The sequence below is a fragment of the Roseateles sp. genome (assembly GCF_036486225.1).
Classification (GTDB): Bacteria; Pseudomonadota; Gammaproteobacteria; order Burkholderiales; family Burkholderiaceae_C; genus Roseateles.
Genome location: NZ_DASVNZ010000018.1, coordinates 1 through 4,986, shown reverse-complemented (window position 1 = coordinate 4,986; position 4,986 = coordinate 1). Strand labels below are relative to the sequence as shown.

Sequence of the window (4,986 nt, the reverse complement as noted above, 5' to 3'; positions counted from 1 at the left end):
CGATGCTGCACGCATGCCGGGTCTTGCGCAGCAGCAGGGGGACATTCGCTTCGTTGCGCAGAGGCGGATGCCCCTGCGTGGTCTCGAACAGCCGCAGGGCGGAATCCGTCGGGATGTGGATCGGAGCGCCCCGCGGGGTGATGTCGGCCGCGCTGAGGCATTCCGTGTCCGGCAGCTCCCGCAGGAAGCGGTTGACCGTCGCCGCGGCGCATCCTTCGGGCAGGGCGACCAGCGGCGGATAGTGGGGCGGATGCGGGAAGGACAGCTTCCCCAGGCCGCGCAGGAAGCCGTCCGGCAACTCGTCGAGCATCGCCGCGCGCAGGTCGCGCAGGTCCGCGACGATCGTGCCCGCGCCGGTCAGGCGGTGCAGCAGCGGATCGAGGACCGTGCAGTCGCCGCGGCGCGACAAGGTGGAGAACGCCTTGGCGAACGCGAAGGAAGGAGTCGATGGCAGCATGCGGGGAGACCTCGAGGACGGTCTTCCTGGGTGGCACGCCGCCGGCATCGCGGCGCGCGCCGCGGGCCGCTTACATGCTGCGCCGGTACTGTCCACCCACTTCGAAGAGCGCCGCGGTGATCTGTCCGAGCGAGCACACCCGCACCGCGTCCATCAGCACGTCGAAGACGTTGCCGTTGTCGATCACGGCCTGCTGCAGCCGCTTGAGCATCGCCGGCGCCTCGCCCGCATGGCGCGCGTGGAAATCGGCCAGGCGCGTCAGCTGGCCCTGCTTCTCGTCTTCCGTGGAGCGTGCCAGCTCGATGTGCTCCGGCACCGGGTCGCCGTGCGGGTTGCGGAAGGTGTTCACGCCGATGATGGGGTACTCGCCGGTGTGCTTCAGCATCTCGTAGTGCATCGACTCTTCCTGGATCTTGCTGCGCTGGTAACCCGTCTCCATCGCGCCCAGGACGCCGCCGCGCTCGGCGATGCGCTCGAACTCGGTCAGCACCGCCTCCTCGACCAGCTCGGTGAGCTCGTCGATGATGAACGCGCCCTGGCTGGGGTTCTCGTTCTTGGCCAGGCCCCACTCGCGGTTGATCACCAGCTGGATCGCCATCGCGCGGCGCACCGATTCCTCGGTCGGCGTGGTGATCGCCTCGTCGTAGGCGTTGGTGTGCAACGAGTTGCAGTTGTCGTAGATCGCGATCAGCGCCTGCAGCGTGGTGCGGATGTCGTTGAAGGCGATCTCCTGCGCGTGCAGCGAGCGGCCCGAGGTCTGGATGTGGTACTTCAGTTTCTGGCTGCGTTCGTTGGCGCCGTACTTGTCGCGCATCGCCACGGCCCAGATGCGGCGCGCGACGCGGCCCAGCACCGTGTACTCCGGGTCCATGCCGTTGCTGAAGAAGAAGCTCAGGTTGGGCGCGAAGTCGTCGATGTGCATGCCGCGCGCCAGATACGCCTCCACGAAGGTGAAGCCGTTGGACAGCGTGAAGGCCAGCTGCGAGATCGGGTTCGCGCCCGCCTCGGCGATGTGATAGCCGCTGATCGACACCGAGTAGAAGTTGCGCACGTCGTGGTTGACGAAGTACTGCGCGATGTCGCCCATCACCTTGAGCGAGAACTCGGTCGAGAAGATGCAGGTGTTCTGGCCCTGATCCTCCTTGAGGATGTCGGCCTGCACCGTGCCGCGCACGTTGGCCAGCACCCAGGCGCGGATCTTGGCGGCCTCGTCGGCGGTCGGCTCGCGGCCGTTGTCGGCCTTGAATTTCGTCAGCTGCTGGTCGATGGCGGTGTTCATGAACATCGCCAGGATCGAGGGCGCGGGGCCGTTGATCGTCATCGACACGGAGGTCGTCGGGTGGCACAGGTCGAAGCCGTCGTACAGGACCTTCATGTCGTCCAGCGACGCGATGCTGACGCCGGAGTTGCCGACCTTGCCGTAGATGTCGGGCCGCGGCGCGGGATCGGCGCCGTAGAGCGTGACCGAGTCGAACGCCGTCGACAGCCGCTTGGCCGGCAGGCCTTCGGACACCAGCTTGAAGCGCCGGTTGGTGCGGAAGGCGTCGCCCTCGCCGGCGAACATGCGGGTGGGGTCCTCGCCCTCGCGCTTGAATGCGAACACGCCGGCCGTGTACGGGAAGCTGCCCGGCACGTTCTCCAGCATCAGCCACTTGAGCAGTTCGCCCTGGTCCTCGTAAGGCGGCAGCACGACCTTGCGGATGCGCGTGCCCGACAGCGAGGTCGACACCAGCGCGGTGCGGATCTCCTTGTCGCGGATCTTCACGACGTACTCGTCGCCGGCGTAGGCCTGCTGCATGTCGGGCCATTGCGCGAGCAGCTGGCGCGCGTCGGCGTCGAGCTTGGCCTGACGCGACGCAGCGAGGGCCTCGAGTGCGTCGACATTGCCTTGGGCATCGGACTGTCCGAGCATCGCGACGCTGGCCGTCAGTTGCTGGATCTCGCGGGCCAGGCGCGCCTGCGCGCGGGCCCGCTTCTTGTACGAGCGCACCGTGTCGCCGATCTCGGCGAGGTAGCGCGAACGCGCCGGCGGCACGATCGGCGTCTGGTGCGTGCTGAAGCGCGTGGCGGCGACCGGCAGGCGGCCGTCGCGCAGGACGAGTCCGAGTTCAGCCAGGCGCGGCTTCAGCGCCTGGTAGAGCGCGGTGACGCCGTCGTCGTTGAAGCGGCTGGCCATGGTGCCGAAGACGGGCAGTTCCTCGGCTTTCTTGCCCCAGGCTTCCTTGTTGCGCTGCACCTGCTTGGCGACGTCGCGCCACGCGTCGGCGGCGCCCTTGCGGTCGAACTTGTTGATGGCGACGAACTCGGCGAAGTCCAGCATGTCGATCTTCTCGAGCTGGCTGGCCGCGCCGAACTCCGGCGTCATCACGTACATCGGCACGTCGACGTGCGGCACGATGGCCGCGTCGCCCTGACCAATGCCGGAGGTCTCGACGATGACGAGGTCGAAGCCGGCGACCTTGGCCGCGGCGATCACGTCGGGCAGCGCCTGCGAGATCTCGGAGCCGAAGTCGCGCGTCGCCAGCGAGCGCATGTAGACGCGCTGACCCGCGGCCCAGGGCGCGATCGCGTTCATGCGGATGCGGTCGCCCAGCAGCGCGCCGCCGCTCTTGCGGCGCGACGGGTCGATGGAGATCACGGCGATGCGCAGCGCGTCGTCCTGGTCCAGGCGCAGGCGGCGGATCAGCTCGTCGGTCAGCGAGGACTTGCCCGCGCCGCCGGTGCCGGTGATGCCCAGCACGGGGGTGCGCAGGCCCTGGGCGGCGTCGCGCAGCGCCTGCGTGAAGGCGGCATCGGCGCGGCCGTTCTCCAGCGCCGTGATCGCCTGCGCGAGCGCGCGCCAGGCGCTTTCCGAATGGCCTTGCAGCGCGGCCACGGCCTTGGGCGCGGCCGCGCTGAGGTCCTGGTCGCAGCGCATGACCATCTCGCCGATCATGCCCATCAGGCCCATGCGCTGGCCGTCCTCGGGGCTGAAGATGCGCACGCCCTGGTCGGCCAGGTCGCGGATCTCGGCCGGCACGATCACGCCGCCGCCGCCGCCGAAGACCTGGATCTTGTCGCCGCCGCGCTGGCGCAGCAGCTCGACCATGTACTTGAAGTATTCGACGTGGCCGCCCTGGTACGAGCTGACTGCGATCCCTTGCGCGTCTTCCTGCAACGCGGCGGTGACGACCTCGTCCACCGAGCGGTTGTGGCCCAGGTGGATGACCTCCGCGCCCATGCTCTGCAGGATGCGCCGCATGATGTTGATCGCCGCGTCATGCCCGTCGAACAGGCTGGCGGCGGTCACGAAGCGGACCTTCTGGGTGGGGCGGTACTCGGCCAGGGCCTTGTACTCGGCGGACATCTCGGTCATGACGTGTGTCTCCGGCGTGGGGGCGCGGTCGCCTGCAGGGGATGAGGATGGTCCCGCCGCGGCGCCTGTCGTGGGCGATCCCTTCTGAGGATCGCATGTGCCGCCGATTCTAGGTTCCGGTTGACGTTTACGTAAACGTGACATGCCCGAGGTTGTTCACCCGCGAGGGGTGGGAAATCCCTAGGCTGCCGTGCGCCGGGCGCGGCGTGAGCGGCCCAGCACGAGCAGGCCCAGTCCGCCGGCCATGAGTGCCCAGGTGCCGGGCTCCGGGACAGGCGCGACGGCGGCGAGCGAGCGCGCGTAGTCGACGCCCGCCGTATTGAGCGCGGTGAAGCCGGTGATCGCCTGGCCGTCGGCGCCGGTGAGGGCAGAGATGCCTTCCCAGGTCAGCGAGTGGCTGAAGTCCGTGCCGACGGCTGCCCAGCCCGTCGCGCCGGAGCCGTCGTCGGTGCTCAGGAAGTGATAGGCCTGCACGCCCAGGCCGAGGTCCAGCGCGATCGGCTGGCCGAAGACGAAGGACACGGTCAGCGTATGCCAGCCGAGCGGATCACCGACGTCCTCCGAGAAAGGGGGGAGGCCGGTGCTCAGCGACACGGAGCGTGTGCCCGAGACGCGGTCGACGCCGACGGCCGCATCCACGCCTTGCGCGGTCAGCGCGGCATTGAAGTTCCAGCTGGCGCCCTGCGTCATCGTGGCCGTCGGACTGGGGCCGGTGAGCGCGCCGGCGGTGCTGATCGTGCCGTCCACATGCACGCGCGCCGTGAACATGCCCGTTGTGCCGTCCGCGCATCCGGCGCAGGCGATGACGAACTCGTCGTGGATGGAGCCGCCGGCGAACATGTTCGCGATGGTCTGGCGGCCGCCATCGTTGATCGTGTCCAGCGATCCCGACACCGCCGCCCGGGTCCGCAACTGGCCGTAGTTGACCTGGGTGACGCCCTCGGCATCGAGGCGGGTGCGCGTCAACGCGGTCGAATACCCGGTGTGGAACGTGAGCGAGGACGTGCCGCCGATGCGGTCGTCGCCGGCGAAGTGGTCGCGCTCATGGAGCGAGGGGTCATAGGCGGTCAGCGTCTCGCCGTAGCCGGCCCAGGCCGGTGCGGGAGCGGTGGCCGCCAACGCGGGCGGAGCCGCCAGGGCCGGCAGCAGCGCCGCGGCCAGGAGCGCCGGAGCC

The 4,986-nt window shown here is 69.2% G+C and carries 3 protein-coding genes; all 3 read right to left on the bottom strand.

Translation table 11 applies throughout. The features are described 5' to 3' along the window. Nucleotides 1-457: hypothetical protein (locus tag VF536_RS01695; protein ID WP_331613052.1), on the bottom strand; the 457-nt coding region annotated here is incomplete at its 3' end. 70 nt (nucleotides 458-527) lie between these two features. Next, complete coding sequence (gene icmF / locus VF536_RS01690; protein WP_331613051.1) at nucleotides 528-3,812, bottom strand: fused isobutyryl-CoA mutase/GTPase IcmF; 3,285 nt, start codon at nucleotides 3,810-3,812, stop codon at nucleotides 528-530. 180 nt (nucleotides 3,813-3,992) lie between these two features. Next, on the bottom strand, nucleotides 3,993-4,986 hold a 994-nt coding region (locus VF536_RS01685), incomplete at its 5' end, for a PEP-CTERM sorting domain-containing protein (RefSeq protein ID WP_331613050.1).

Bases quoted from the DNA above. Each gene is read 5' to 3' on its own strand.
- icmF (WP_331613051.1), bottom strand. From the start codon at position 3,812: ATGACCGAGATGTCCGCCGAGTACAAGGCCCTGGCCGAGTACCGCCCC.